Origin of the sequence: Rhizobium sp. 9140, from assembly GCF_900067135.1 — a bacterium.
Taxonomy (GTDB): domain Bacteria; phylum Pseudomonadota; class Alphaproteobacteria; order Rhizobiales; family Rhizobiaceae; genus Ferranicluibacter.
The window spans coordinates 2,444,780-2,471,223 of the sequence record NZ_FJUR01000001.1 but is presented as its reverse complement, the minus strand read 5'-3'; the positions used below and the strand labels follow the sequence as shown (position 1 = coordinate 2,471,223).

General features: G+C 62.3%; 22 protein-coding genes, 1 pseudogene and 2 riboswitches. Of the genes and pseudogenes, 13 read left to right on the top strand and 10 right to left on the bottom strand.

Features of this window, described 5'->3' with window-relative positions; genetic code table 11:
• Positions 1-68: 68 nt before the first annotated feature.
• Positions 69-542 carry a peroxiredoxin gene (locus tag GA0004734_RS11625; protein ID WP_092933856.1) on the bottom strand — a complete coding sequence of 158 codons (474 nt, stop codon included), beginning with the start codon at positions 540-542 and terminating at the stop codon, positions 69-71.
• A gap of 354 nt (positions 543-896) precedes the next feature.
• On the opposite strand from GA0004734_RS11625, the gene GA0004734_RS11620 reads away from it, so the two are divergent.
• Positions 897-4,361, top strand: a complete 3,465-nt coding sequence (locus GA0004734_RS11620) for a YhdP family protein (RefSeq protein ID WP_092933854.1) — start codon at positions 897-899, stop codon at positions 4,359-4,361.
• 100 nt (positions 4,362-4,461) lie between these two features.
• Here GA0004734_RS11620 and tyrS read toward each other — a convergent pair whose 3' ends face one another.
• Positions 4,462-5,715 carry a tyrosine--tRNA ligase gene (gene tyrS / locus GA0004734_RS11615; RefSeq protein WP_092933852.1) on the bottom strand — a complete coding sequence of 418 codons (1,254 nt, stop codon included), beginning with the start codon at positions 5,713-5,715 and terminating at the stop codon, positions 4,462-4,464.
• Between the two features lie 125 nt (positions 5,716-5,840).
• On the opposite strand from tyrS, the gene GA0004734_RS11610 reads away from it, so the two are divergent.
• Entirely contained in the window at positions 5,841-6,965 is a 1,125-nt protein-coding gene (locus tag GA0004734_RS11610) for an anhydro-N-acetylmuramic acid kinase (protein WP_092933850.1), read from the top strand.
• A 9-nt stretch (positions 6,966-6,974) separates the two neighbouring features.
• On the opposite strand, the gene GA0004734_RS11605 is transcribed toward GA0004734_RS11610, so the two are convergent.
• The 3 genes from GA0004734_RS11605 to GA0004734_RS11595 are packed head-to-tail and all read right to left on the bottom strand — an operon-like array spanning position 6,975 to position 8,289.
• Positions 6,975-7,184: a hypothetical protein gene (locus GA0004734_RS11605; protein ID WP_092933848.1), complete on the bottom strand. Its 210-nt coding sequence runs from the start codon at positions 7,182-7,184 to the stop codon at positions 6,975-6,977.
• Positions 7,181-7,606 carry a putative toxin-antitoxin system toxin component, PIN family gene (locus tag GA0004734_RS11600; protein WP_092933846.1) on the bottom strand — a complete coding sequence of 142 codons (426 nt, stop codon included), beginning with the start codon at positions 7,604-7,606 and terminating at the stop codon, positions 7,181-7,183. The genes GA0004734_RS11605 and GA0004734_RS11600 overlap by 4 nt, the downstream gene beginning before the upstream one ends.
• A gap of 5 nt (positions 7,607-7,611) precedes the next feature.
• Entirely contained in the window at positions 7,612-8,289 is a 678-nt protein-coding gene (locus tag GA0004734_RS11595) for an alpha/beta hydrolase (RefSeq protein ID WP_092933844.1), read from the bottom strand.
• Between the two features lie 266 nt (positions 8,290-8,555).
• Between GA0004734_RS11595 and GA0004734_RS11590 the strand changes: the two genes are divergently transcribed.
• The 8 genes from GA0004734_RS11590 (at position 8,556) to GA0004734_RS11555 (ending at position 17,642) form a co-directional block, all read left to right on the top strand.
• The gene (locus GA0004734_RS11590) at positions 8,556-9,722 is read left to right on the top strand and encodes a cysteine desulfurase family protein (protein WP_092933842.1); all 1,167 of its coding nucleotides are present in this window, start codon (positions 8,556-8,558) and stop codon (positions 9,720-9,722) included.
• A gap of 137 nt (positions 9,723-9,859) precedes the next feature.
• The gene (sufB, locus tag GA0004734_RS11585) at positions 9,860-11,329 is read left to right on the top strand and encodes a Fe-S cluster assembly protein SufB (RefSeq protein ID WP_062593059.1); all 1,470 of its coding nucleotides are present in this window, start codon (positions 9,860-9,862) and stop codon (positions 11,327-11,329) included.
• A gap of 134 nt (positions 11,330-11,463) precedes the next feature.
• The gene (gene sufC, locus GA0004734_RS11580; protein WP_092933840.1) at positions 11,464-12,219 is read left to right on the top strand and encodes a Fe-S cluster assembly ATPase SufC; all 756 of its coding nucleotides are present in this window, start codon (positions 11,464-11,466) and stop codon (positions 12,217-12,219) included.
• A 14-nt stretch (positions 12,220-12,233) separates the two neighbouring features.
• Positions 12,234-13,508 (top strand): Fe-S cluster assembly protein SufD, encoded by a 1,275-nt coding sequence (gene sufD / locus GA0004734_RS11575; RefSeq protein WP_092933838.1) that lies wholly within the window; start codon positions 12,234-12,236, stop codon positions 13,506-13,508.
• A gap of 43 nt (positions 13,509-13,551) precedes the next feature.
• A complete protein-coding gene (locus GA0004734_RS11570; RefSeq protein ID WP_092933836.1) occupies positions 13,552-14,793 on the top strand; it encodes a cysteine desulfurase in 1,242 nt (413 codons plus the stop codon).
• 10 nt (positions 14,794-14,803) lie between these two features.
• Positions 14,804-15,196, top strand: coding sequence for an SUF system Fe-S cluster assembly protein (locus GA0004734_RS11565; RefSeq protein ID WP_092933834.1), 393 nt, complete (start codon positions 14,804-14,806; stop codon positions 15,194-15,196).
• A 75-nt stretch (positions 15,197-15,271) separates the two neighbouring features.
• Positions 15,272-15,664: a Fe-S cluster assembly scaffold SufA gene (sufA, locus tag GA0004734_RS11560; RefSeq protein WP_092933832.1), complete on the top strand. Its 393-nt coding sequence runs from the start codon at positions 15,272-15,274 to the stop codon at positions 15,662-15,664.
• 172 nt (positions 15,665-15,836) lie between these two features.
• On the top strand, positions 15,837-17,642 hold the full coding sequence (locus GA0004734_RS11555) for a sensor histidine kinase (RefSeq protein ID WP_092933830.1): 1,806 nt from the start codon (positions 15,837-15,839) through the stop codon (positions 17,640-17,642).
• A 78-nt stretch (positions 17,643-17,720) separates the two neighbouring features.
• On the opposite strand, the gene gcvP is transcribed toward GA0004734_RS11555, so the two are convergent.
• From gcvP to gcvT, 3 genes are read right to left on the bottom strand one after another with little or no spacing between them, the layout of a single operon-like run.
• Positions 17,721-20,591, bottom strand: coding sequence for an aminomethyl-transferring glycine dehydrogenase (gene gcvP / locus GA0004734_RS11550; RefSeq protein WP_092936226.1), 2,871 nt, complete (start codon positions 20,589-20,591; stop codon positions 17,721-17,723).
• An 11-nt stretch (positions 20,592-20,602) separates the two neighbouring features.
• Positions 20,603-20,965, bottom strand: coding sequence for a glycine cleavage system protein GcvH (gene gcvH, locus GA0004734_RS11545; protein WP_092933828.1), 363 nt, complete (start codon positions 20,963-20,965; stop codon positions 20,603-20,605).
• A gap of 15 nt (positions 20,966-20,980) precedes the next feature.
• Entirely contained in the window at positions 20,981-22,117 is a 1,137-nt protein-coding gene (gene gcvT, locus GA0004734_RS11540) for a glycine cleavage system aminomethyltransferase GcvT (RefSeq protein ID WP_245292508.1), read from the bottom strand.
• Positions 22,118-22,202: 85 nt separating this feature from the next.
• A riboswitch (glycine riboswitch) is annotated at positions 22,203-22,277 on the bottom strand.
• Between the two features lie 3 nt (positions 22,278-22,280).
• Positions 22,281-22,365, bottom strand: a riboswitch (glycine riboswitch).
• A gap of 311 nt (positions 22,366-22,676) precedes the next feature.
• On the opposite strand from gcvT, the pseudogene GA0004734_RS11535 reads away from it, so the two are divergent.
• Positions 22,677-23,048 (top strand): annotated as a pseudogene (locus tag GA0004734_RS11535) (copper chaperone PCu(A)C); the annotation flags it as partial.
• A 9-nt stretch (positions 23,049-23,057) separates the two neighbouring features.
• Here GA0004734_RS11535 and GA0004734_RS11530 read toward each other — a convergent pair.
• Positions 23,058-24,176 (bottom strand): mechanosensitive ion channel family protein, encoded by a 1,119-nt coding sequence (locus GA0004734_RS11530; RefSeq protein ID WP_092933822.1) that lies wholly within the window; start codon positions 24,174-24,176, stop codon positions 23,058-23,060.
• Positions 24,177-24,353: 177 nt separating this feature from the next.
• On the opposite strand from GA0004734_RS11530, the gene GA0004734_RS11525 reads away from it, so the two are divergent.
• Positions 24,354-25,382 carry a L,D-transpeptidase family protein gene (locus GA0004734_RS11525; RefSeq protein ID WP_092933820.1) on the top strand — a complete coding sequence of 343 codons (1,029 nt, stop codon included), beginning with the start codon at positions 24,354-24,356 and terminating at the stop codon, positions 25,380-25,382.
• Positions 25,383-25,451: 69 nt separating this feature from the next.
• Here GA0004734_RS11525 and GA0004734_RS11520 read toward each other — a convergent pair whose 3' ends face one another.
• Positions 25,452-25,631 (bottom strand): DUF1508 domain-containing protein, encoded by a 180-nt coding sequence (locus GA0004734_RS11520; protein ID WP_092933818.1) that lies wholly within the window; start codon positions 25,629-25,631, stop codon positions 25,452-25,454.
• 264 nt (positions 25,632-25,895) lie between these two features.
• Between GA0004734_RS11520 and GA0004734_RS11515 the strand changes: the two genes are divergently transcribed.
• On the top strand, positions 25,896-26,255 hold the full coding sequence (locus GA0004734_RS11515; RefSeq protein WP_092933816.1) for a DUF4189 domain-containing protein: 360 nt from the start codon (positions 25,896-25,898) through the stop codon (positions 26,253-26,255).
• Positions 26,256-26,444: the final 189 nt, after the last annotated feature.

The following is a 26,444-nucleotide window of genomic DNA, read 5'->3' as shown; positions in this document are numbered from 1 at the left end:
GAGTGATCCCGTGCCTGCGTTGCCGGAAGACAGGGCCTCCGGCGAGCCTCCCGCCATCGCCCCGTCCCTCACGCGGCTGCGGCCTGTACGGCGGCGAGGACCTCTTCGACGTGGCCGGGAACCTTCACCTTCTCCCACACGCGGGTGACGACGCCGTCCGGTCCGATGAGGACGGTGGTCCGCTCCACGCCCATGTACTTCTTGCCGTACATGCTTTTCTCAGCCCAGACGCCGTAGGCTTCGAGGGTCGTCTTATCCTCGTCCGCCGCGAGAATCACGGCAAGTCCGTGCTTGGCGACGAACTTGTCATGCTTTTTCGCCGAATCGGGCGACATGCCGATCACGACCGCGCCGGCGGCCTCGAACGCCGCGATATTCGCCGTGAACGCGATCGATTCGGCCGTGCAGCCAGTGGTGTCGTCCTTCGGATAGAAGAAGAGCACGACCTGATGGCCCGCCTGCTCGGCGAGCGAGACGGTTCCGCCGCCGTCCCGCGGCAGAGTGAAGTCCGGCGCCTTGGCGCCTGTGGCGATGACGGTCATGTTGGCTCCTGTTTTCTGTACGGTGTGTCGGGGGAGATTGATGAAATACGCCGTTCCGACCATTTGTCGCCTCACTTATATGGTGCAAAGCGGTACGCCGTCATCCCCGCCGGGAGAATGCCGATCATGGACGGTGGTTTGACGGCTTGTGTCCTCCATCCTGGTCATGGGCATCATCGTCATGGACGCACACGGTTTTCGTGTTGCAAGACCTAACGCCGGTTGCCGCATCGTTTGCCGAAAGGCAGGATGGGTAGATGGCCTCATTGATTTGTTAAATAGGGCTTACGCCTCGAGCCACGGGATATTGCCGAGACATGCATTTTTCGACCTTCGCAGAGGCCGACACCGCTCATGAGTGAGATCCGGGGTGAAAAGACCGTCTTCCGCAAGGAGGACATCGTCGCGTTGCATTCGCTGCCTTCGGCCCAGGCGCACGATCCCTGCATCCTGCATGGGACCACACGTCGCCGGTGGCCGCGCCGTTGCGTCAAGGGTGTTCTCGGGCTCGTTTCCGTCCTGATCCTGCTTGCCGCCGGCCTCGTCGTCGCCGTGGAAGCCGGCGGGGTCGACCGCATTTTGAACACGCGCGCCCAGGCGGCGCTGAACAATGCGCTCGGCGATGCCTATCATGTCGATGTCGGTAGCACCGTGGTGCGCCTGACCGGTGATGGCGCGCTGGCGCTGAAAGCGCAGGATGTCTCGCTGAAGCGCAATGCTTCCGACGAGCAGCTGCTGACGACCGAATCGGTCTTCATCGAGCTTGATCCGCTTTCGCTCCTGTCCGGCAAGATTTCCGTCTCCCGCATCGAGGCGGAAGGTGCGCGTCTCGCCCCCGCCATCCTGCCGCAAGGCAAGCCTCTCGACCTCACCCGCATCCGTATTGCAGATGTCAGCGGGGCGATGGAGGCGGTCTTTGCGCAGATGGATACGATTTCCAGCCTGATCGCCCGCAGCGGCACGCAGGTGGTGCGGATCGCCGACGTGATGCTGCCGCTTTCCGGGCCACGCAACCGCGTGGTGAAGCTCGACGTTCACTCGCTCGACTTTGCCCGTGCCGAGAACGGGTCCATGACAATCCGCGGCGATGCCGCGATCGACGGGACATCGACGGCGCTGCACCTGACGGCCGACAGCGACAAGGGACGCATCGTCCGCCTCGGCGGCGCCGTGACCGGCCTGCCCACCTCAGCCCTTCTCTACCGCGCGGAGACGGCGACCGAGCCGCCGTTCGGTCTCGATACCAAGGCCTCGATCAACCTGTCTGCCGTGCGGGCCGGGGAAGGCGTTGCGCCCGAACTGACGATGTCGGGCGCTCTCGACCAGGGCGTCTTCGTCGCCAGCGGTCTGCAATCCGATCTCCTGCCCTCCGACGTCAATCTCGCCTATGATTTCGATCGCGGCAGCATCGAGGTGAACACCTCGACAGTCCGGCTCGGCAAGTCGGTGTTCCCGTTCAGCGGCTCCGTCCGCGATATCGATTCGGCGAGCGCGGCATCCATGGCGCCGGCCGCGACGCTTTCGCCGGCAACGCCGCCCCCGGACCCGATGTCGCTGGCCCTGCCGAAGGGTTTCAGTATCGACGTGCTGGTAAAGGGTGGAACATCCGCCCCGATCGATGTCAACGAGCCGCCGCTGGCCTTCGATGCGAAGGTCGCGGGCGACTTCCAGTCCGAGCGGCATGCCATGCTGTTTCGCGAGCTTTCCGTCGCCAGCAACCTCGGCACATTCGCCGGCTCCCTTTCGATCGCGTTTTCGAACACGTCGCCGCAGATCAATTTTGCGGGCCTGACCACGGACATGCAGACGGCCGGCATCAAGCAGCTCTGGCCCTGGTGGGTCGGCAAGAAGGCCCGTGCCTGGGTGATCTCGAATATTTTTGGCGGCACCGTCAACAACGGCAAGATCCAGCTGGCAATCGAGGAAGGGCGTCTGGCGGAGACCGCTGGCCCGGTCGAGTTCGGCGCAGATGAATTGACGATCGATTTCGACATCGACGGTGCGCGGGTCAATATTGCCGGCGACATACCGCCGCTGCGCGACGCGACGGGGCATTTCACGCTGCGGGGCGAGCGCGCCCAGGTGGATATCAACAGTGGTACGGCCTATTTCCCGTCCGGGCGGACAGTGACACTGAATGGGGGAAACCTCATCCTTCCGAATACCTATGCCAAGCCGTTGATGGCGGAACTGAAGCTGCAGGTGACCGGCGAGGCGGATGCGATCGCCGAACTCGTGAGCTATAGGCCTCTGGAAGCTCTGCAGAAGACTCCGTTCAAGGCGGAGGACTTCTCCGGCCCCATGACGGCGGATGTCGGCGCCCGGTTCGGGCTTGCCCGCGACCAGCACCCGCCGCCGCCGGAATGGCAGGCGGAAATGCGGCTGAACGGCGTTTCGCTCAAGACGCCGATGGCCGGCCGGGAGATCTCCGACATCGACGGAACGTTGCGCATCGACCCGCAGCATGCCGTTCTCGACGCAAAAGCCGCGGTCGACGGCGTCACGATGAAGCTCGACGCGGTGGAACCGATCGGAGCGAACAGCCCGGTCAAGCGCAGCCGCACCGTCTCCGGCACCTTGCCCGACGGCGCGCTCGCCAAGTTTGCACCGGGGCTCTCCGGCATCGTCGATGGACCCGTCGGTCTCGACGTGGACCTGCAGGAGGGTGACCGGCAGGTGGTCAAGGTCGATCTGGAAGGTGCAACCCTGTCCCTGCCATGGATCGGCTGGAGCAAGGGGCGCGGCGTGCCGGCGACCTCCAGCCTTTCGGCCGTGACGAAGGACGGGGTAACGTCGATCAGCGACTTCAAGATCTCGGGCGAGAGCTTTGGAGCCGGCGGATCGATCACCATCGACAAGGCCGGCCTGGCCGCCGCCGACCTCACTTCCGTGCGGCTTGCGGCCGGCGACAACTATGCTGTCTCGGTGAAGCGGCAAAAGAGCGGCTACGGCGTGACCGTCAACGGCACTTCCGCGGATATTCGCTCGGTCATCGACAGCCTGAAATCGCCGGGCGCGAAGGGCGACGTTTCCCAGGCCGTGGCCAAGCGCGTCTCGATCGATGCCTCGCTGGAAAGCGTACAGGGTTTTCACTCGGAAACGCTCTCCAACGTCAACCTGACATACACCGCCCGCGGAAAGGCGATCGAGGGACTGAAGCTGAAGGCGGTCACCTCCACCGGACAGGCCGTGGTCGGCGATCTCGTGGCGTCCGGCGCCGACAATATCGTGCAGCTGACGAGCGGTGACGCAGGTGCTCTCGCCCGGTTCGCCGATATCTACGCCAACATGCGCGGTGGCCTTTTGAACCTGAAGCTCCGGGACCGTGGCGGCAATTCCTGGCGTGGAACGCTCGATATCCGCAAATTCGCGCTCGTCAACGAGCAGCGGCTGCAATCCATGGTCTCCTCTCCCTCGACATCCGATGGGCGAAGCCTGAACCAGGCGGTCAAGAAGGATATCGACATGAGCTCGGCGAAGTTCGAGCGCGGCTTTGCCAATCTGGCGCTTGACGGCGGGCAGATCGCCCTCGACAATGGCGTCGTGCGCGGCAGCGACGTCGGTGCGACGTTTCAAGGCGTGGTGCGCGACCCGAACGGCAAGATCGACATGACCGGCACCTTCATGCCGGCCTACGGCCTCAACCGCCTCTTCAGCGAACTACCGCTGATCGGCACCCTTCTCGGCAACGGCCGCGACCGCGGCCTGCTCGGCATCACCTTCAAGCTGACAGGCTCCTTCACCAAACCGAATCTGACGATCAACCCGTTGTCGATCATTGCCCCGGGCGTGTTCCGGAATATCTTCGAGTTCAACTAAGGACGGGGCGTGTGCAGGCGGCTGAACGACAAAGGCATCGGGCAGTAGTTGCTGCCCGATGCCTCTGCGTAGGTCTCGATAAGAATGTTTGTCGCTCGTCTTAAGCCGGCCGAACGAGAATGTGTTTCTTCTTTCCGAGGGAGAGCTTGATCACGCCGTCGGCCGTGAGTTCGCTCGAGCCGATGGCTTTGCGCTCGTCGGAGATCGCGACGTCGTTGATGCGGACGGCGCCGCCCTGGATGTGGCGGCGGGCTTCGCCGTTGGAGGCGGCGAGGCCGGAGCGGACGATCAGGGTCAGCAGACCGAGGCCGGCGTCGAGTTCGGCTGCGGGGATGGAGATCGACGGCAGGTCTTCGGCGAGCGCGCCTTCCTCGAAGGTCTTGCGCGCCGTCTCGGCAGCCGCCTCAGCAGCGGCACGGCCGTGCAGGATCGCGGTTACCTCGGTTGCCAGCGTCTTCTTGGCCTCGTTGATCTCGGCGCCGCCGAGAGCCGTCAGCTTTGCGATGTCGTCCATCGGCAGCGTGGTGAAGAGCTTGAGGAAGCGGCCGACATCTGCGTCTTCCGTGTTGCGCCAATACTGCCAGAAATCATAGACCGGCAGCAGTTCGGCGTTCAGCCAGATCGCGCCGGAGGCCGATTTGCCCATCTTCGCGCCCGACGACGTGGTGAGCAGCGGCGAGGTGAGCGCATAGAGCTGTTGCGTGCCCATGCGGTGGCCGAGGTCGATGCCGTTGACGATGTTGCCCCACTGGTCGGAGCCGCCCATCTGGAGGCGGCAGTCGTAGCGCTTGGCCAGTTCCACAAAATCGTAGGCCTGAAGGATCATGTAGTTGAATTCGAGGAACGACAGCGACTGCTCGCGGTCGAGCCGGGTCTTGACGCTGTCGAAAGAGAGCATGCGATTGACGGAGAAGTGCCGGCCGACGTCGCGCAGAAATTCGAGGTAGTTCAGCGGGCGCAGCCATTCGGCATTGTTGACCATCAGCGCGGCGTTGGCCGGCCTGTCATAGTCGAGGTAATTGGCAAAGCAGCGCTTGATCGAGGCGATGTTCTCCTCGATCGTTTCCACCGTCATCAGCTTGCGGGCTTCTTCCTTGAAGGAGGGATCGCCCACCATGCCGGTGCCGCCGCCCATCAGAGAGAGCGGCCGATGGCCGGTTTCCTGCAGCCAATGCAGCATCATGATCTGCGTGAGATGGCCCACATGCAGGCTCGATGCGGTCGGATCATAGCCGATATAGGCCGTCACGACCTCCTTCTGGAACAGCGCGTCCAGCCCGCTCTCGTCGGAGAGCTGGTGGAGAAAGCCGCGCTCGTCGAGCGTGCGAAGGAAATCGGACTTGAACCTGGACATGGACCTGAACTCTTCAATCTGGCGGAAGCCGGGCCTTTAGCATTGTTTTTTGCGAAGTGCATCCGTCTCGGTCATGAATGTTGCGGACAGGGATCGCGCGCGCGATTCGGCGGGAGTGACACGAGATGACGGCGGTGAAGACGGCGATCGGGCTGATGAGCGGCACCAGCATGGACGGTATTGACATCGCGCTGGTGGAGACCGACGGCGAAGCGATCGTCAGGCGCGGCCCGTCGCATGGGCTTGCCTATGACAGCGGCTTTCGCGCACGGCTGAAGGCAGCGCTTGTGATGGCCGGTGCGATCGGGGTTCGTTCCGAGCGCCCGGGAGACCTCGCGCGCATCGAACGCGACCTGACGCTGCTGCATGCCGTCGCCGTTCACGATTTTCTCCATGCGCACGGGCTGACGGCATCCGATATCGATGTGATCGGTTTCCACGGGCAGACGGTGCTGCACAGGCCAGACGCAGACCTCACCGTGCAGATCGGCGACGGGCCTCTTCTGGCGGCGGAAACGGGCATCGACGTCATCCATGACATGCGGGCCGCCGACATGGTGGCCGGCGGGCAGGGGGCACCGCTCATCCCCGTCTATCATCAGGCGCTTGCCGCCAATCTGCCGGGCGATCTCGAAGGTCCCGTCGTCTTCGTCAACATCGGCGGCATCTCCAATCTGACCTTCGTCGGTGAAGATGGACACCTCTCGGCCTTCGACAGCGGCCCCGGAAACATGCTGATCGACCAATGGATCGAGGCCCATGGCGGCGGCGCGTTCGATGCCGGCGGTGCCATTGCCGCGTCGGGCAAGGTCGTGCCTCGTCTGGCAGCGCGGTATCTGGATCATGCGTTCTTCGCGGGCAATCATCGCCGGTCCCTTGATCGCGGCGATTTCGTGCCGCCGGTCAAGGGCGAGGTCTCGCTCGAAGACGGCGCTCGGACGCTCGCCCATGTCACCGGTGCCGCAATCCTGCGCTGCGCAACCCATCTGCCGGCCCGGCCGAAGACCTATATCGTCTCGGGTGGCGGCCGGCTCAATCCGGTCATCATGGATGAGTTTTCCGCGCTGGCTGCCGAGAGCGGCGCCCGCGTCGTATCGTCCGATGCCGTGGGGCTGGATGGCGGGGCCATGGAGGCGGAAGCCTGGGCCTATCTCGCGGTGCGGTCTCTGCGCGGACTTCCTCTGACGTTTCCGGGGACGACGGGCGTGCGGGAGCCGGTGAGCGGGGGGATCCGTTCATCGTGGCGCTGATTCTGGCTATCAGGGGCGCTTGAGAAGCCCCAGAGCTTGATCGACTTCATGGCGTCCGCGTTCGGCCTGCTCACGGTAGAGCTCGTAAGTTTCGAACTGCTTGGCCATATGGATCGCCACATCCGACATCAGCGCCTCGACGGTAACGCCACGTTCATCTGCTATGCGCGCAACTTTCTCGGCCGTTTCGGAGGATACCGGAATGACGATCGCGTTCATGGCATCATCCTTTGCAGCACGGACTGAGGCGTCTCGATAAGGATATCCGGGAACTTAAGATGCATAGACCGGAAATCGCGGACATTGTTCGTTATGACTGTAGCGCCGTTTGCTGCCACCGCCAATTCGAAAACATGATTATCGGCCTCATCAACGAGGTTAGGACGCCAGTTAAAGTATACGTCTTGCCATCTGCATGTCGAAACGAAGGCACGTAGAAGCAGATCGCGCTCCGGGCCATCCAGACGCGCTCTGCGAAAAATTGTCGCTCGGGACAACACGTCACGGTATTCGAGAAAGAGCGAAGCCGAAAGAACAGGTGTTATTTTCTTCAGCAGGCAGAACTCGACGATCTTTGACGAGGCGCCGCTACCGATACAGGCACTTGTCAGCACATTCGTATCGATAACGACGTTCGCCATCGTCCTTATCGAATACGCTTCGCCGCCGGCTCCGGCGTCAGTTCGCCGTTCAGGCGGCGATCGAGGTAGTCTTCGCACTCGGCCATCAGCGTATCCACCTGCCCGTTGAAGAAGTGGTTGGCGCCGGGGATGGTGCGGTGCGTGATCAGGATGCCCTTCTGGGTCTTCAGCTTCTCGACCAGCGTGTTGACGTCCTTTTCCGGCGCGACCTTGTCGACATCGCCGTTGATGATCAGGCCGGAGGACGGGCAGGGTGCCAGGAACGAGAAGTCGTAGGTGTTTGGCTGCGGAGCGACCGAGATGAAGCCTTCGATTTCGGGGCGGCGCATCAGAAGCTGCATGCCGATCCACGAGCCGAAAGAATAGCCTGCAACCCAGCAGCTCTTGCTGTCGGGATGCATGCTCTGCACCCAGTCGAGCGCGGATGCGGCATCGGACAGTTCGCCGGCGCCGTGATCGAACTCGCCCTGGCTGCGGCCGATGGAGCGGAAGTTGAATCGTAGCGTGGTAAAGCCGCGCTTCTGGAACATATAGAAGAGCTGGTAGACGATCTGGTTGTTCATCGTCCCGCCGAACTGGGGATGGGGGTGCAGAACGATCGCAATCGGGGCATTCTTCTGCTTGGAAGGCTGATAGCGGCCTTCCAGTCGGCCAGCGGGTCCGTTGAAAATGACTTCGGGCATTGGGTCTCCGGCGTGAGCATGGTTCCGATAAGCGGATAAGACGGCCGAGCAGTCTTGACGAAAGCACTCAGCTTTTCTAAAACCAGTTTAGAACCATTCAAAACTTGGCACGGCGTGCGTGCAGGTGTCGTCTCTTACGGCAAGCGACGCGAAAACTTCAAGGAAAATGCGGTGCCTGCTCCGGTTTAGATGGGCCGGCAGGCGCTTTTGGCAAGAACAGATCACCTGACGCATCATGCGTGAGGGAGAGGATACGGACGGTCGATATGGCCATGGCACGGATCTACATGGACTGGAATGCGACGGCGCCGATCTCGGCTGCCGCGCGTGACGCGTTCCTGTCCGCGTTCGACCTGACGGGCAATGGTTCCTCCGTTCACGCGGAAGGCCGGCGGTTGAAGACGGTGATCGAGGCTGCACGCCGCGATGTGGCGGCGCTCTGCGATGCCGATGCCGCCTGCGTCACCTTTACCAGTGGTGCGACGGAAGCTGCCAATATGGTGCTGACCCCGGATTTCCACATGGGCCGGACACCGCTCAGTATCGGGCGGCTTTATGTATCCGCCATCGAGCATCCCGCCGTGCGCGAGGGTGGGCGTTTTCCGAGAGATCGGGTCGAGGAATTGCCGGTAACACAGGCAGGCACGATCGATCTCGATGCGCTCGACGGCGCGCTGGCGGCGCATCCGCGGGAAGAGGGCATTCCGATGGTTGCGGTGATGCTCGTCAACAATGAGACGGGTGTCCTTCAGCCGGTCGCTGAGGTTTCCGAGCGGGTGAAGGCTGCGGGCGGCTTGCTGGTCGTGGATGCCGTTCAGGCGGTCGGGCGCATGCCGGTATCGGTATCGGCGCTCGGTGCGGATTTTCTGATCCTCGCCTCGCACAAGATCGGCGGGCCCAAAGGCGCTGGCGCCCTCGTCGCGCGCGGCGAAGTGCTGATGCCCCGCCCGCTCATCCACGGCGGCGGACAGGAAAAGGGACATCGTTCCGGCACCGAAAATCCGGCAGCCCTTGCCGGTTTCGGAGCGGCTGCACGTGCGGTAAAGGATGCGCTCGATGTTTATCCGTCGCAGGTGACGACCTTGCGCGACAGGCTAGAAGCCGGCATGCGGGAAGCTGCGCCGGATGTTCTGATTCATGGCGCGGATGCCCTGCGGGTCGGGAATACGACCTTTTTCAGTCTACCCGGCCTGAAGGCGGAGACGGGACAGATCGCGTTCGATCTGGAGGGGGTTGCCCTCTCTGCCGGATCGGCCTGCTCCTCGGGCAAGGTGGGGCAGAGCCACGTGCTGATGGCGATGGGGCAAGATCCGTCGCTTGGGGCATTGCGTATCTCGATGGGACCCACGACGACGGTCGAGGAGATCGACCGTGTCATCGACATTTTCGCCCGGATCGCTGGGCGGCGTCGGCTGCATATTGCGGCGGCGTGAAGAAAGCGTGTGAAAGCTGCGTTTCCGCGGCCGAAAAAGGGTGAAACTGCCCGCTCGGCCCATTACATAGACGGCACGACACAATCGTGCCTCACAGAGGGCCGGATCCTTGACATCCGGCAAGACGGGAGAATGACATGGCTGCCGTGCAGGAAACAATCGATCAGGTGAAGCTGATCGACGTTGACCAGTACAAGTATGGTTTTGAATCGATGATCGAGATGGACAAGGCCCCGAACGGTCTGTCCGAAGAGATCATCCGGTTCATTTCCGCGAAGAAGGACGAGCCCGACTGGATGCTCGAATGGCGTCTGGAGGCTTATCGCCGCTGGCTCACGCTGACCGAGCCGGACTGGGCGCGCGTCAACTATCCGAAGATCGATTTCAACGCGATCTCCTACTATGCCGCGCCGAAGAGCACGCCCGGCCCGACCTCCATCGATGATGTCGATCCGGAAATTCTCAAGATCTATGAGAAGCTCGGCATTCCCCTGCGCGAGCAGGAATTGCTGGCTGGTGTGAAGACCTCGAAGATCGCGGTCGATGCCGTGTTCGATTCGGTCTCTGTCGTCACGACCTTCAAGGAAGAGCTGAAGAAGGCCGGCGTGATTTTCATGTCGATTTCGGAAGCCATCCGCGAGCATCCCGATCTCGTGAAGAAATATCTCGGCACCGTGGTGCCGACGACCGACAATTACTATGCGACACTGAATTCGGCCGTCTTCACAGATGGCTCCTTCGTGTTCGTTCCCAAGGGCGTTCGCTGCCCGATGGAACTGTCCACCTATTTCCGTATCAACGAGAAGGGCACCGGTCAGTTCGAACGCACGCTGATCATCGCGGAAGAGGGCGCCTACGTCTCCTACCTCGAGGGCTGCACGGCACCCCAGCGCGACGAGAACCAGCTTCATGCGGCGGTGGTCGAACTCGTGGCGCTCGACGATGCCGAAATCAAGTATTCGACGGTGCAGAACTGGTATCCGGGCGACAAGGACGGCAAGGGCGGCATCTACAACTTCGTCACCAAGCGCGGCGATTGCCGCGGCGACCGGTCGAAGATTTCGTGGACGCAGGTGGAAACCGGCTCTGCGATCACGTGGAAGTACCCCTCCTGCATTCTGCGCGGCGACGACAGCCGCGGCGAGTTCTATTCGATCGCGGTGTCGAACGGCCATCAGCAGATCGACAGTGGCACGAAGATGATCCATCTCGGCAAGAACACCTCGAGCCGCATCATCTCCAAGGGCATCGCCGCGGGTGTCAGCCAAAACACCTATCGCGGTCAGGTTTCTGCCCACCGCAAGGCAACGAACGCGCGCAACTTCACCCAGTGCGATTCGCTGCTGATCGGCGATCGCTGCGGCGCGCACACCGTACCCTACATCGAGGCGAAGAACTCGACGGCCCAGTTCGAGCACGAGGCGACGACCTCCAAGATCTCCGAGGACCAGCTGTTCTACTGCCTTCAGCGCGGCATCCCGGAAGAAGCCGCGATCGCCCTGATCGTCAACGGCTTCGTCAAGGAGGTCATCCAGGAACTGCCAATGGAATTCGCGGTCGAAGCGCAGAAGCTGATCGGGATTTCGCTGGAAGGGTCTGTGGGCTGATTGTCCTGACGTCCGGCAGCTACGATCTGGCTGGCCCGTATGAGGGCCGGCCTCCATCGCTGCGAACATGAATGGAACCGAACGACTGACCCTCTGCACGACAGGTCGGTACCGTTGTACGAAAGAGTGAACCAATGCTTGAAATCAGAAACCTCCATGCCCGGATCGCCGAGGATGGTACCGAGATCATTCGCGGATTGAACCTGACCGTGAAGGCTGGCGAAGTCGCAGCGATCATGGGGCCGAACGGTTCCGGGAAATCGACGCTGTCGTATATTCTCTCGGGCCGCGAAGACTATGAGGTCACCGAGGGTGACATTCTCTACAATGGTGAAAGCATTCTCGAGCTGGACGCGTCGGAGCGGGCGGCGAAAGGTATCTTTCTTGCCTTCCAGTACCCGGTCGAAATTCCGGGCGTTGCCACCATGCAGTTCCTGAAGGTGGCGATGAACGAGCAGCGGAAGTATCGCGGCGAGGATGAGCTGAAGACCCCTGACTTTATCCGTCGGGTCAAGGAAGCCGCAGCCGAGCTGAAGATCAACCCGGATATGCTGAAGCGGCCGCTCAATGTCGGCTTCTCCGGCGGTGAGAAGAAGCGCGCCGAGATCTTGCAGATGGCGCTGCTCGCGCCGAACCTCTGCATTCTCGACGAAACCGATTCGGGCCTTGATATCGATGCCCTGAAGATCGTGTCGGATGGCGTCAACGCTCTTCGTTCGCCCGATCGGGCCGTGATCGTCATCACCCACTACCAGCGCCTGCTGGAATACATCGTGCCGGATACGGTCCACGTCCTCTACAAGGGGCAGGTGATCAAGACCGGCGACAAGTCGCTGGCGCTTGATCTGGAAGCCAACGGCTATGCCGATATCATCGGCGCGGCGGCTTGAAGGAGCGTTTGCTCATGAACATTCAAAACACGATCACGCGGACAGCTGCCGAAACGGCGCTGCTGGAAGCGTATAACCATCAGCTGAGCGACCTGCCCGGCGACGGCGCCGTTCTCTCGGCACGCGACCTGCTCTTGTCCGACCTGAAGGATGCCGGACTGCCGACGCGGCGGCTGGAAGCCTGGCACTATACCGATCTGCGCGCATTGCTGCGCAATGTTCCCGCATTCGACGGCGCTGCCTTTGCGGAAGCCGTCGCACCCCTGGCTGTCGGCTCGTCTGTGCTCACGGTCCTTAACGGCCGGGCGGACGCCGGAGATGCGCCGCAGGGCGTCGTCGTCAAACGGTACGGCGAGAGCCTGCTCGATGGCACGGCTGCCGGCGATCTGGTCGAGCGGAATGCTGAAGACGCCATCGGTCGTATCAACGGCACCTTCGTTCGCGATGGTTTCGAGATCGAAATTCCGGAAGACACAGTCCTCTTGCAGCCGCTGGAACTTCAGATCGTCCAGAGCGCCGGGCAGAGCCACAGCCGCTTTCCGGTGACGTTCGGCCCCGGTTCCAAGGCGACCGTGATCGAGCGGCATCTGTCGGTCGATGGTCGGCAGAGCCTCGTCTCGTCCGTCTCCGATCTCATCATCGAGGCGGGCGCCGAGGTGACGTGGATCCTGCTGCAGCAGCAGGGCGATGACGATACGCATCTCGGCCAGCTCAATTTCGAGCTGGGCGAAAACGCCTCGTTCCGCCTGTTCGTCATCAATGCCGGTGGCAAGCTGGTGCGTCAGGAAGTGCATGGCGTGGTGACGGGCGAAGGTTCGGACTTCAAGCTGCGCGGCATCAACCTGATGGGCGGCGACACCCTGACGGACGTAACGTTCACGCTCGGCCATGACGTTGCCAACACAACCTCGACCGAGATCATCCGCAATGTGCTCTTCGACCGGGCGCGCGGCGTGTTCCAGGGACAGATCCGTGTGGCGCAGGATGCGCAGAAGACGGATGCGAAGATGGCGTGCAACACGCTGCTCCTGTCGGACGATGCGGATTTCTCCGCAAAGCCGGAGCTGGAAATCTTCGCCGACGACGTCCAGTGCGGCCACGGCGCGACCGTGATCGACCTGAACCCGACGCATCTCTACTATCTCCAGGCTCGCGGCATTCCGGAGAACCGGGCGCGCGCCATGCTGGTCAACGCCTTCGTGGACGAGATCGTCGAGGAACTGGAGAGTGAAACGCTGATCGAGCCACTGGAGTTCATCATCTCCGAATGGCTGGCGCGACACGCCTGATCAGATCAGGTACGCGCTCGGACAAGGCAGAAAGCAGGGCATCATGGACCAGACGGTCTCAACACAGGCATATGACGTCGAGCGGATACGGCAGGATTTCCCGATCCTGTCGCGGACCGTTTATGGCAAGCCGCTCGTCTATCTTGACAATGGCGCCTCGGCCCAGAAGCCGCAGGTCGTCATTGACGCGATCAGCCATGCCTATGCCAACGAATATGCCAATGTCCATCGCGGCCTGCATTTCCTGTCGAATGCCGCGACGGACGCCTACGAGCTGTCGCGCGAGAAGGTGCGGCGGTTCCTGAACGCGCCCTCCGTCGATGACATCGTGTTTACCAAATCCTCGACCGAGGCGATCAACACGGTCGCCTATGGCTGGGGCATGCCGAAGCTCGACGCGGATGACGAGATCCTGATCTCGATCATGGAGCACCATTCCAATATCGTGCCCTGGCACTTTATCCGCGAGCGGCAGGGCGCCAAGCTCGTCTGGGCGCCGGTGGACGATCAGGGCGTGTTCCACATCGACGATTTCGTCAAATGCCTGACGCCGAAGACGAAGCTCGTCGCGATCACGCATATGTCGAACGCGCTCGGCACGATCGTCGACGTCAAGGAAATTTGCCGCATCGCGCATGAGCGTGGCATTCCCGTTCTGGTCGATGGCAGCCAGGCGGCGGTGCACATGCCGGTCGATGTGCAGGACATCGATTGCGACTGGTATGTCATGACCGGTCACAAGCTCTACGGTCCCTCGGGTATCGGTGTGCTTTACGGCAAGAAGGAACGGCTGGCCGAAATGCGCCCCTTCATGGGCGGCGGCGAGATGATCATCGACGTCAGCGAGGACGCGATCAGCTACAACGAGCCGCCGCATCGTTTCGAGGCGGGAACGCCGCCGATCGTTCAGGCGATCGGGCTCGGTGTTGCGCTCGATTATATGGACGGGATCGGCCGCGACAAAATCGCGCGGCACGAGGCGGATCTTGCCACCTATGCGGCCGAGCGCCTGCAGGCCGTCAACGCGTTGCGGGTGATCGGGCAGGCGCCGGGCAAGGGCGGTATCTTTTCCTTCGAGATCGAAGGCGTCCATGCCCATGATATTTCCACGGTCATCGACCGGGCAGGCGTTGCGGTGCGGGCCGGCACACACTGCGCCATGCCGCTTCTCAAGAGGTTCGGCGTGACGTCCACCTGCCGGGCCTCGTTCGGGCTTTACAACACGCGCGCCGAAGTCGACGTGCTGGTCGCTGCGCTGGAACAGGCGCGGAAATTCTTTGCGTGAGGATACGAGCATGACTCTAGAGACCCCGGCCGACGCCACAGGCGAAACGACGGATGCCCGTAACGGCATTGTCCAGTCGGCTATCCCGCCGGAAGAGCTGGCGCGGCTGTCGGACGACGTGATCTCCGCGCTGAAGACCGTTTACGACCCGGAAATCCCGGCGGACATCTACGAGCTCGGCCTGATCTACAAGATCGATATCGAGGACGATCGCATGGTGAAGATTGCCATGACACTCACGGCGCCCGGCTGCCCGGTGGCCGGCGAAATGCCGGGCTGGGTCGAGAATGCGGTTGGCACTGTCGAAGGCGTTTCCGGGGTCGAGGTGTCCATGACCTTCGATCCGCCATGGACCCCGGACCGGATGTCCGAGGAAGCGCAAGTCGCCGTCGGCTGGTATTGATCACTGGGCGATAGGGTCTTACATTCGAACGCGAAGCACCGGGCCTTGAACCCGGTTGTTGCAAGGAGAGTTTCCATGGGTTTTGCGGTCATGAGCCTGTCCGACGCGGCGGCACAGCGCGTCAACGCCATCGTCGATAACGCGGGTGGCGACACGAAGGGCATCCGGCTCTCCATCAAGAAGGGCGGATGCGCCGGCATGGAATATGCCGTCGATCTCGTGAGCGAACCGAATGCCAAGGACGACCTGATCGAGCATGCGGGCGCCCGTGTGTGGGTCGCACCGGAGGCCGTGCTCTATCTGCTCGGCACGCGTATGGATTTCGAAGTGACCAAGATGCGGTCGGGCTTCACCTTCAACAACCCCAACCAAACATCGGCCTGTGGTTGCGGTGAATCGGTCGAACTGAAGCCTGCGGATCTCGCAGCCCTTGCCGCCAAGGGCGATGCAGTGGTGCGGGTCGGCTGACGGGCAACCGCGGCGATCCGGCCGACGCCGGGTCCATCCCCTTTCGCGGCGCCGATAGCGCATTGGAGCCTTTCAGGGCTGTCGGCGACTTTATTTTTATCTGGCAGCAAGCGGCCGGACCGTTTGTCCAGATGGTATTATCGATACGCACCGAAGTGGCAGAGGCGCTGACTTGCCCAATCTGGACCGGACGATCCTTGAGACTCTGTATAACGAACATCCCGACGCCGTTATCGTGACGGCGCCGGAAGGCGCGATCCTTTCGGCAAATGCGGCCGCGGCCAGCTTATTCGGGTTCGACGCGCGCCTGATGGTCGGCCGACCTTTCTCGCCGCTGCTCGATGAAGCCTTTCCGGATAGCGCGCGCAGTGCGCATGACGCCTCCGTTCTTTACAAACGCGCAGACGGCACGCGCTTTATCGGCATGACACGCACAATCGCGGTTCCCGCTGGCGATGTGTCGGGAATATCCATCCGGATCATTCGTGCCGAACATCTGCGCGACACCACGGACGAGGTACCGTCGATCCGCACCGTGGATATGGCCCTCGACGTGATCGCAGAGGGCATAGCGATCTACGACAAGGACGAACGGCTGATCCTTTGCAATAGGGCCTATCGCCAGCTGTTCGGCCGTGTCGGAGCGCGGTTGCAGATTGGCATGTCAGCGGCCGATTTCGCGCTGCAACTGCTGTCGGAAGAGGGGATGGCGCTGGGATCGGCCGAGGCCGAAGCCTGGATCCGGCCTCAGATCGAGCTGTTCCGAAGAGCGGATGGGATGCCGCAGATCTTCCCTTACAACAACGGGCGATGGCTGAGAGCCGAGAATACGCTGACCGCCGACGGCAATACCGTTGCCATCCGGGTCGATGTGACCGACCTGAAGCGTGTCGAACAAGAGCTGGATCGGCAGCGGCAGGACTATGCGACGCTGGTCGAAACGATACCCGACTTCATCACCCGCCTGTCGCCCGACCTTGTCTATACCTTCGTCAACCAGCGTTTCGCCGCCTGCATCGGCTTGTCTGCGGACGCAATCATCGGCCGAAGCTGCCTCGATTTCTTCGTCGAGGACGATCCGCTGGTGGATATATTTCGCGGCCTGACGCCGGAAGAGCCGGCCACGGCGAAGGAGCAGTGCCGCGTGTCCGCGAATGGCGTGGAGATCTGGATGCTGTGGTCGAACCTGGCGGTCTTCGACGGTCGGCGCCTTGTCGAATATGTCACGGTGGGCCGCGATATCACCGAGATGAAGCGCCAGCAGATGCGCATTGCCGAGCAGCGTTCGGAGCTGCAGCGGAAGAACGAGGCGCTAGGGCAATTCACCAGCAGCGTCTCGCACGACCTGAAGGCACCGATGCGGCAGATTTCCATGTTCGCGGAGATGATCGCCGACGACATTGCGACGGGCAAACTGGAAGACGTGCCAGTTTACGCAACGCAGCTGCGGAATAAATCGCGACGCCTGATACAATTGGTCGACAGTTTGCTCGACTACGCGCGGATCGCGGACCGGATTTCGAACCCCCAGCGTGTAGGCTTGCGCGATGTGGTCGAGGATGCGCTCGGCAATCTCCAGAACGATATCGTCGAGAGTGACGCGCAGATGACGATCGAGGTTCTTCCCGATGTGATCGGGGATTCGGAGCTCCTGAAGCGCCTCTTTCAGAACATCATCGGCAACGCCATAAAGTACCGCCGGACGGGTGTGGCGCCGGAACTGACGATTACGGGATGGCGAGACGGGCGGTTTGCACAGATCGCCTTTTCAGACAATGGCGTTGGCATCGATCCGCAACATGCCGACAGGATCTTCGACATCTTCCAGCGGCTCCACCGGGATGAAAGCATCTTCCCAGGCACCGGCGTCGGCCTATCGCTCGCTAGGCGCATCGCGGAAAGCCATGGGGGCACGATCGTGCTCGACCCCGACTACCGCGAAGGCGCTTGCTTTATCGTCAGCCTGCCGGCTGCGTGACGGGACGAAAAACCGACGATCGGTCTCCGACTGCTCAACGCGAAAGGCCCGCTCCGGAGAGCGGGCCTTTCTTCATGCTTACTCTGCGGCTTCGGCGTAATCCTCGAGCGGCGGGCAGGTGCAGACGAGGTTTCGGTCGCCATAGACGTTGTCGACGCGGTTGACCGGCGACCAGTATTTGTCGACCCGGAAGGCGCCGGGCGGGAAGCAGGCCTGTTCGCGGGAGTAAGGGCGGTCCCAGTCTCCGACAAGGTCTTCCACCGTGTGCGGGGCGTTCTTCAGCGGGTTGTTGGTCCGGTCGAGACGGCCTTCCTCAATGGCGCGGGCTTCCTCGCGGATGGCCAGCATCGCATCGCAGAAGCGATCGATCTCAGCTTTGGTTTCCGACTCGGTCGGCTCGACCATCAGCGTGCCGGCAACGGGCCAGCTCATGGTCGGGGCGTGGAAACCGCAGTCGATCAGCCGCTTTGCGACATCGTCCACGGTCACGCCGGCGCTTTCGGCCAGCGGGCGCGTATCGATGATGCACTCATGCGCCACACGCCCCTTTTCCGACTTGTAGAGGACGTCATACGCGCCCTTCAGGCGGGCGGCGATGTAGTTGGCGTTGAGGATGGCGACCTTGGTCGCCTGCGTCAGGCCTTCCCCGCCCATCATCAGGCAGTAGCTCCACGAGATCGGCAGGATCGAGGCCGAGCCGAAAGGCGCGGCCGAGACCGCGCCCGTGCCGGCGCTCTCGGGGTTCGAGGGATCACGGGGCAGGTATGGCGCGAGATGCGCCTTGACGCCGATCGGCCCCATGCCCGGACCGCCGCCGCCATGCGGGATGCAGAAGGTCTTGTGCAGGTTGAGGTGGCTGACATCGGAGCCGATATCGCCCGGGCGGGACAGGCCGACCATGGCGTTCATGTTGGCCCCGTCGAGATAGACCTGGCCGCCATGCTTGTGAACGATCTCGCAGACCTCGCGCACGCTTTCCTCGAACACGCCATGCGTCGAGGGATAGGTGATCATGCAGCAGGAGAGCGTGTCGGCATACTGCTCGGCTTTCGCACGGAAATCATCCATGTCGATATCGCCATTGGCGCTGACCTTGACCACCACCACCTTCATGCCGACCATCTGGGCGGATGCTGGATTGGTGCCATGCGCCGAGGTCGGGATCAGGCAGATATCGCGGTGCCCCTCGTTGTTGGCGAGGTGGTAGGCGCGGATCGTCAGGAGGCCGGCATATTCCCCCTGCGCGCCCGAGTTCGGCTGCATCGAAATCGCGTCGTAGCCGGTGACGGCGCACAGCTTTTCGGAAAGATCGTCGATCATCGCCTTGTAGCCGAGCGCCTGATCGGCGGGGACGAAAGGATGAATCTCGGCGAATTCCGGCCAGGTGATCGGCAGCATTTCAGCTGTCGCATTGAGCTTCATCGTGCACGAACCGAGCGGAATCATGGCCCGGTCGAGCGCGAGGTCCCGATCCGACAGCCGGCGGATATAGCGGGTCATCTCGCTTTCCGCGCGGTTCATGTGAAAAATCGGATGGGTGAGGTAGGCGCTGCGGCGCAGCAGCGCCGAAGGCAGGCGGTAGTCCGGCTCGAACTGCGCCACTTGGAAATCGCCGCCGAAGGCGCGCCAGACGGATTCGAGTGTGATCGGGCGCGAGCGCTCGTCGAGGCTGATGCCGATGCGGGTCTCGCCGATCTTGCGCAGGTTGACACCGTCCGCCACGGCCGCCTTCATGATGACGGACTGCAGCTTGCCGACCTCGACGGTCACCGTGTCGAAGAAGGTTTCCGGCTCGACGGCGTAACCGAGAGCCTCAAGCCCCTTTGCAAGCCGAACCGTTTTCTGATGGATGCTCTGCGCGATGGCTTTGATGCCTTCCGGCCCGTGAAACACGGCATACATCGACGCCATGACGGCCAGCAGCACCTGCGCCGTGCAGATGTTGGACGTGGCCTTTTCGCGGCGGATATGCTGTTCGCGGGTCTGGAGCGACAGGCGATAGGCGCGATTGCCGCGGCTGTCGACCGAAACGCCGACGAGGCGGCCGGGCATGGAGCGCTTATGCGTGTCCTTGACGGCCATGTAGGCCGCGTGCGGGCCGCCATAGCCGACGGGAACGCCGAAACGCTGCGTCGAGCCGATGGCGATGTCCGCACCCATTTCGCCGGGCGACTTCAACAGCGCCAGCGCCATCGGATCGGCAGCGACGACGGCAATCGCACCGGTCTGGTGCAGACGCGAGATCAGCCCCGTGAAATCGCTGACATGGCCGTAGGTGCCGGGATATTGGAAGATCGCGCCGAAGACGTCGGCCGACTGCATATCCTCGAACGGATTGCCGACGAGGATCGTCCAGCCGAGCGGCTCGGCGCGCGTCTTCAGAAGCGCGATTGTCTGTGGATGGCAGTTCTCGTCCACGAAGAAGGTCTTCTGCTTGGACTTGGAGACACGCTCCGCCATCGCCATGGCTTCGGCGGCAGCCGTGGCTTCATCCAGCAGCGAGGAATTGGCGACGTCGAGGCCCGTGAGGTCGCAGACCATGGTCTGGTAGTTCAACAGTGCTTCGAGGCGCCCCTGGCTGATCTCCGGCTGGTAGGGCGTATAGGCCGTGTACCAGGCAGGGTTTTCCAGAATATTGCGCTGGACGACCGGCGGCGTGATCGTGCCGTAGTAGCCTTGGCCGATCAGCGACACGAGCGGCTTGTTCATGTTCGCCGTCTCGCGCAGCGTATCAAGCGCTTCACGTTCGGTCAGCGCCGCACCCCAAGCGAGCGGCACTTTCTGGCGGATGGACGCGGGAACGGTGTCGTCGATCAGGGCGTCCAGCGTGGGGTAGCCGATCACCTTCAGCATCGCATCCATTTCGGATGGCGAGGGGCCGATATGGCGGCGGTTGGCAAAATCGTAGGGCTGATAATCCGTAAAGGTGAAATCGGCCGGCGTTGTCACAGGCGTCGTCATCAGGCGATCAGCTCCTTGTAGGCGTCCTCGTCCAGCAGCGCATTGGCGGCGGAGGGGTCCGAAAGTTTCAGCTTGAAGAACCAGCCGGCGCCCTGCGGGTCGCCATTGACGAGGGCCGGGTCCTCGACGATGGCCGGGTTCGTCTCCACAATCTCGCCGTCGAGCGGACAATAGACGTCGGAAGCAGCCTTGACGGATTCGACGGTCGCCGCGCTCTCGCCCTTGGTGAGCGCCGTGCCGGTTTCGGGCAGTTCCACGAAAACGAGGTCGCCGAGCTGGTCGGCGGCGTGCTGGGTGATGCCGACCGTGGCGATGTCGCCGTCGATCTGCAGCCACTCATGTTCGTCGGTGAATTTCAGCATGGGATCGGCTCCTGATCAGCGCTTGTAGGTGGGGGTGATGAAAGGAAGGGCGGAAACGGTCATCGGCAGATACTTGCCGCGCAGTTCCGCAAAAACGGTGGTGCCGGGCGTCGCGAGAGGGGTATCGACATAGCCCATGGCCACAGGATGGCCGACGCTCGGGCCGAAGCTGCCCGAAGTGACCGTGCCGATTTCGGTTGTACCGGTCGCGTCGGAATAGAGGGTAGCGCCACCACGGACCGGCGCCTTGCCGTCCGGCTTCAGGCCAACGCGGCGGATCGCCGTTCCGTTCGTCTGCGCGTCCAGAATGGCGCCGGCGCCCGGAAAGCCACCGCTGCGGGTGCCGCCCGTGCGGCGGGATTTCTGGATGGCCCATTCGAGCGCCGCCTCAATGGGGCAGGTCGTCGTATCGATGTCGTTGCCGTAGAGGCAGAGACCGGCTTCCAGCCGCAGACTGTCGCGCGCACCGAGGCCGATCGGCAGAACGTCGGGATGATCGAGCAGGCGGCGGGCGACATCCTCGGCCTTGTCGGCCGGAATGGAGATCTCGAAGCCGTCCTCCCCGGTGTAGCCAGAGCGGGATACGATGCAGGGAACATCATGGATCAGCGCTTCCGCCACATCCATGAAGCGCATGGCGGCGACATCGGCCCAGAGTTCGGCCAGAACGTCTTCCGCGCGGGGACCCTGCAACGCCAGGAGCGCACGATCTTCGAGCAGGGTGAGTTCGAAGCGGTCGCCGAGATGGGCTTTCAGATGTGCGAAGTCTGCATCCTTGCAGGCCGCGTTGACCACGATCATAAACCGGCCGGGGAGCCGAGCAATCATCAGGTCATCGAGGATACCGCCAGTATCGTCCGTGAAGAGGGCATAGCGCTGGCGGCCTTCGGCGATGCCGAGCACATCGACGGGCACCAGGCCTTCCAGTGCAAGAGCCGCGTCCTCCAGCGTGCCGGAGGTCGCACGCAGTTCCACCTGACCCATATGGGACACGTCGAACAGGCCGGCGGCGGCGCGGGTGTGAAGATGTTCCTTCAGGACACCGGCGGGATACTGAACCGGCATGTCGTATCCGGCGAAGGGCACCATGCGGGCGCCAAGCGAGAGATGCAGGGCGTGCAACGGCGTCTGCTTCAGCGGGGCGTCGTTCAAGGCTGTGTGATCGTCCAAATCCGGTCTCCAGGTTGGCGCCATGCGCGCCGGCTCGTGTCAACGCACACGGATTCGTGACGTCGATTGAGCCCCCTCTGTTCCTGTGCCTGAGATTGTTATCCCTTCGGCGAGCGAAATGCTTCTCTCCAGAGTCCTGCCGGCATCCTGCTGGTTCGTGGGCCTGAGAGTTTCCGGGGCGGTTGCTCCTTCGGCACCAGCTCGAGGCTGGATTCTCCCAACAAGATCGGGTTCAGATAAGAAGGATAGGGCGCCCTTGGCAAGCAGAAAATGTCGCAACGACCAAGATTTTCGTCGCCGCTGGCATGGTGCGAAAGATATGACCGAAGCGCCCGCATGCCTGTTTCGACTTTGCTTTATCACGAGCTCGCGATAGCAATGCGGGCGGATCCACTGCTATCGCGCGGACGCGCATGGAGACGACGACATGCCATCGCTGAAGACCATCATCATAGCCGCTCTGGCGACGGCGCTGCCCTTGGGGGGCGCCACGCCGGCCGCGTCTGCCGAAACCGCCACGAGCGGCGGGCAGGTCGTCGCCGGCGCGCTGACGCTTTCCGACGGAACGGCCAAGCCGATGCCGCCGGGCGCGAAGGTCGGGGGCGGCGGGCTGACGATCGTCAATGCGGGGCCGGCAGACGACAGGCTTGTCGCCGTCGAGAGCCCCGTGGCCGGTCGTGTCGAACTGCATGAGATGACGATGGAAAACGACGTGATGCGGATGCGCAAGCTCGATGGCATCCCCGTTCCGGCCGGACAGACTGTGACGCTTGCCGGCGGCGGCCTGCACCTGATGTTCATGGACGTCGCCGAGCCGTTTCGCCAGGGCGACACGATCCCGCTCACCTTGACCTTCGAGCGCGCGGGAAAGATGGCCTACGATCTTCCGGTGGGAACGCTCGCAGGACAATAATTCGCCGTCTCATACCTGCGCGCGCCACGGTGTCGTGACCGCGACATTGCCGACGGTCTCTGCCGTCTTCAGTTCCGCGCGCAGGTGCGGAAGGGCGGTGGGATAAGTCTGCGCAATGAAGCCGATGATCTTCTCGCGCATCTCGCAACGCAGGTCGAAGGCGCGCGCGGCATTGGATGCCGAGCAGAGAATGCGGATCTCAACCGTCTCCGGCTTGAGGTCCGTCACCGCGATATTGATCACCTGCCCATCCCAGAGCGGAGACGCCGCGGCGATCTTCTCGGCCTCCTTTCTGATGGCATCGACGGGTACGCTGTAGTCGAGATAGACCATCACGGTCCCGATCAGGGCAGCGGTCTCGCGTGTCCAGTTCTGGAACGGCTTTTCGATGAAGTAGCTGAGCGGCAGGACGAGACGGCGCCAGTCCCAGATCTTGACGACGACATATGTCGCGGTGATCTCCTCCACATTCCCCCATTCGCCTTCGATCAGCAGTGCATCGTCCAAACGGATGGGTTGGGTGATGGCGAGCTGAATGCCGGCGAAGAGGTTCTTGAGAACCGGCTGGAGGGCGAGGCCGAGAACGATACCGGCAACGCCCGCGGAGGCGAGAAGGCTGACCCCGTATTGCTGCACGGCCGGAAATGTCATCAGGCAGGCGGCAACGCCGAAGATGATGATGACGAAGCCGGCGATGCGCTCCATGATTCGCGATTGTGTGACGTGCTTGCGGGCGAGGAGATTGTCTTCCGCATCGAGCTTGAAGCGGCGCAGATAGACCGTCGTCCAGATGTGCAGCGTGACCTTGGCAATCCAGGCGAAGACAAGGATGAAGCCGAGCAGCAGGATGTGATGCAGGTTGTCCGCCTGATTGGAGGTCAGCGGCGCGATAGAGACGCCGAAGGAGAGGGCGACCATGATGGCCACCAGCCGGGTCGGGCGCTCCGAGCGCGCCACCAGCGACCGCCAGAACAGATCGTACTTCGCCGCAATCCGCGTCGCGATCTCAAAGAGGATCCTGTGGACGAAGATGCCGACGCCGAACAGCAGCGCGAGAAGAATGACGCTGACGGCCCATGCGGGCACCCAGCGTAGGGATTGGTCCAGCCATGTGATCATATCGCTCATGCGAAGAGGTTAGGGTGCGCTGCAGCATTGTGTAGGCCCGCCGAGGGCTTTTTTGGCGCGCGTGCTCTGGTAGGCGGGGTTCAGGAAAGATTAACCATGTAAGGCAAGTGTGTTAGCGGTGCGCTTCACGCGCCGCTGCGACACAACTTCGTCGCGATTGTGATCGATAGAGGCCGCATGCCAGCATTTCCTCGCCTGAATGCCCTTCGCAAGGCCTGCCTCCGGACTGCCGCTATCGCCGCGCTCGGCATAGCGCTCAGCGGCTGCATGGCGCTCGATATGACGGAAGCGCCGCCGAAGCTGTCGTCGAAGATGGTCGCGGAGATGACGCGCAAGGGCATGAAGGCGGAGAGCCCGGTGCTCGTGCGCATCTTCAAGCAGGAAAGCGAACTGGAGATCTGGAAGGTCGATCGCAGTGGCAAGTACGCCCTATTGAAAACCTACCCGATCTGCCGCTGGTCGGGAGATCTCGGGCCGAAGCGGAAATCGGGCGACCGGCATGCCCCGGAAGGTTTTTACCATGTTACCAAGGGGATGCTGAACCCGAACTCCCAGTTCTACGTATCGTTCAACCTTGGCTATCCCAACCGGCTGGAAAGCGCACTCGGCTATACGGGTGAGGCGCTGATGGTGCATGGCGCCTGCTCGTCGTCCGGCTGCTACGCAATGACCGATCAGGGCATCGGCGAAATCTACGCGATCGTCGCGCGGGCGCTCGAAGGCGGGCAGGCGAGCTTTCAGGTGCAGGCCTTTCCTTTCCGTATGACGGCCGAGAACATGGCGGCACATCGAGGCGATGTCAATCTTGCCTTCTGGCGGGTGCTCAAGGAAGGCTATGATGCCTTCGCCATCACCCGCCGGCAGCCGAAGGTGTCTGCCTGCGGCGGACGCTATGTGTTCGACAAGACGTTCCTGAATGGCGAGCCGGCGGATCCGCTGGCGCCATGCCCGGAAGCCACGCCCGGCATCGAGCCGCAGGCACTTGCCAAGATCGCAGAAGAGAGCCGCGCGATCGATGCTCTCATCGGCGGGCCGGTACCGATCGCCACCTCCATGAGCGCCTATGTCGATGGCGGTATGCATCCGGTTTTCCGCACGCTCCTGAAACAGACGGGCGCAAAGGGGATGGCGGCGAAAGTGTCCGGTACGAAATATCCGATCAGCCGGCCGGACGCGGCTCTCGCCGATCCGTTCGCCGGGAGATAGGGCAACAGCCGGCGCTGGCGCGCCGACCGTCTTGGTCTCAGTGGACGCAACCGCGACAGACCGTGAAGATCAGACCGGCGTGCATGTCATGCCATGGCGCTGGGCGTTCGCCACGCAATCCGACTTATTGACGTAGCTTTCTGTCGATGCGCCGACGATAACGCCGTTGCTGGCCGTGCGGCGCCAACGCCAACCACTGGATGCGTAAATCTCCCACTTGTCGCCGTTGCTGTCCTTGCATTCTGCCATCGTCATCTCCTTGGTTGTGACGATGATGTCTTTAGGTAACCTGCATACCGTTCTCCACCAATCGACCGCTCGCATAGGCTGCATGGGACGCGATCGCGCGTCGTTCACCATGCGCATTAGCTATGCTCGATATTAAAAAGCCGCCGGCTATCACGCCTATATTGTCGAGTCTCATTACCTCCTGTAGCAATCTTTCCCGTGCCCTCGCCATTCCGGCAGGGACGCCCGATGACAATCGGGACATTCGATCTCGGGGGAGATTTCATGAAGACCTTACTTCGTATTGCCTTTGCAACGACCATCCTTCTCGCCGGCCCTGTCAGTTCAGCCTTCGCCTTCGGCGCGATCGCCGTCAACGATGAACAGGGCATGGCCGCCGACGAAGCCGGCTATGGAATGGGCTGGGGAAGCTCCCGCAAGGAAGCAGAACGCAACGCCGTCCAAGAGTGCAAGTCTGCCGGAAATGATGACTGCAAGGTTGCCGTGTGGTTCGAACAATGCGGCGCCTATGCCGGCGATCGCGTCAATTACGGCATTGGCTACGGCTCGACCCAGAAGGCGGCTGAGACGATGGCGACGAAGGATTGCCCGAACTGCAAGATCGTCGTCTCAGATTGTCAGTAGGCTAACCCAACTCTCGTCTTGTTTCGGAGCCTAAAGGCGCTGAATGGACTCAATGTTCGCCCGGGGCGCCGCGGTGCCCCGGTGCGGAACGAGAACGATGGTCAGGACCGTCGCGACGAGCGAGGCTATCAGTATGACGCCGAGGGGGAGGGAAGTGGGTCTCATCATGGCAGCGTCCGATTGGTCGAT

Coding starts and splice junctions, on each gene's coding strand:
- GA0004734_RS11625 (WP_092933856.1), bottom strand. CDS start 542: ATGACCGTCATCGCCACAGGCGCCAAGGCGCCGGACTTCACTCTGCCG.
- GA0004734_RS11620 (WP_092933854.1), top strand. CDS start 897: ATGAGTGAGATCCGGGGTGAAAAGACCGTCTTCCGCAAGGAGGACATC.
- tyrS (WP_092933852.1), bottom strand. CDS start 5,715: ATGTCCAGGTTCAAGTCCGATTTCCTTCGCACGCTCGACGAGCGCGGC.
- GA0004734_RS11610 (WP_092933850.1), top strand. CDS start 5,841: ATGACGGCGGTGAAGACGGCGATCGGGCTGATGAGCGGCACCAGCATG.
- GA0004734_RS11605 (WP_092933848.1), bottom strand. CDS start 7,184: ATGAACGCGATCGTCATTCCGGTATCCTCCGAAACGGCCGAGAAAGTT.
- GA0004734_RS11600 (WP_092933846.1), bottom strand. CDS start 7,606: ATGGCGAACGTCGTTATCGATACGAATGTGCTGACAAGTGCCTGTATC.
- GA0004734_RS11595 (WP_092933844.1), bottom strand. CDS start 8,289: ATGCCCGAAGTCATTTTCAACGGACCCGCTGGCCGACTGGAAGGCCGC.
- GA0004734_RS11590 (WP_092933842.1), top strand. CDS start 8,556: ATGGCCATGGCACGGATCTACATGGACTGGAATGCGACGGCGCCGATC.
- sufB (WP_062593059.1), top strand. CDS start 9,860: ATGGCTGCCGTGCAGGAAACAATCGATCAGGTGAAGCTGATCGACGTT.
- sufC (WP_092933840.1), top strand. CDS start 11,464: ATGCTTGAAATCAGAAACCTCCATGCCCGGATCGCCGAGGATGGTACC.
- sufD (WP_092933838.1), top strand. CDS start 12,234: ATGAACATTCAAAACACGATCACGCGGACAGCTGCCGAAACGGCGCTG.
- GA0004734_RS11570 (WP_092933836.1), top strand. CDS start 13,552: ATGGACCAGACGGTCTCAACACAGGCATATGACGTCGAGCGGATACGG.
- GA0004734_RS11565 (WP_092933834.1), top strand. CDS start 14,804: ATGACTCTAGAGACCCCGGCCGACGCCACAGGCGAAACGACGGATGCC.
- sufA (WP_092933832.1), top strand. CDS start 15,272: ATGGGTTTTGCGGTCATGAGCCTGTCCGACGCGGCGGCACAGCGCGTC.
- gcvH (WP_092933828.1), bottom strand. CDS start 20,965: ATGCTGAAATTCACCGACGAACATGAGTGGCTGCAGATCGACGGCGAC.
- GA0004734_RS11530 (WP_092933822.1), bottom strand. CDS start 24,176: ATGAGCGATATGATCACATGGCTGGACCAATCCCTACGCTGGGTGCCC.
- GA0004734_RS11525 (WP_092933820.1), top strand. CDS start 24,354: ATGCCAGCATTTCCTCGCCTGAATGCCCTTCGCAAGGCCTGCCTCCGG.
- GA0004734_RS11520 (WP_092933818.1), bottom strand. CDS start 25,631: ATGGCAGAATGCAAGGACAGCAACGGCGACAAGTGGGAGATTTACGCA.
- GA0004734_RS11515 (WP_092933816.1), top strand. CDS start 25,896: ATGAAGACCTTACTTCGTATTGCCTTTGCAACGACCATCCTTCTCGCC.